This window comes from Massilia sp. 05N420 (assembly GCF_056397205.1).
The window spans coordinates 1-520 of the sequence record NZ_JBFTMX010000146.1 but is presented as its reverse complement, the minus strand read 5'-3'; the positions used below and the strand labels follow the sequence as shown (position 1 = coordinate 520).

2 protein-coding genes are annotated in these 520 nt (G+C 60.2%); both read right to left on the bottom strand.

Annotated elements, in window-relative coordinates:
- Window positions 1-329 (bottom strand): hypothetical protein (locus AC1DIX_RS27695; protein WP_477328540.1); only part of this gene is annotated, 329 nt, incomplete at its 3' end.
- An 11-nt stretch (window positions 330-340) separates the two neighbouring features.
- The coding region (locus AC1DIX_RS27690) for a hypothetical protein (protein WP_477328539.1) at window positions 341-520 on the bottom strand (180 nt) is incomplete at its 5' end.

The window sequence follows — 520 nt, the reverse complement described above, 5'->3', positions numbered from 1 at the left end:
CCCGTGAAGCCGGCAACGCAGGTGGCGCCGAAATGATGGGCATTGTCGATGCAATCCTTCCAGCCCTGCAGCGTCTGCAGGTCGATATCGGTCTCTTCGAGCGGGTTGCCGAACATGCCGAGAGTCGAGATGGTGATGTCGCGGTCGCCGATCGCATCCAGCGAGCGCTTGCCGAGCTCGGCGAGATCCTGGCCGTTGGTCGTCTGCCAGAAGAACGGCTCAAAACTTTCGAAACCCATATCGGCGATCTGGCCGATGCGCTTGTCAGCGCCGCCCTTGGAAGCGCTGATCATGGTGCCGATGCGGATGGACTTTGCGGGGTTGCTCACGATCTCATGTCCTATGCTGAAATTTCAATGCGCTTGCCGGTTCTGGCGCTCTCGATGGCGCCGAAAACCATGGCAAGACTTCTGATATTGTCGGAACTGACGGTCTCGGGCCGTTTGCCGGAGCGGATGGCCCCGACGAAACTGGCGATGACGCTGGCATGGCCATGCGTCTCGTCATCATGCTCGGGCTG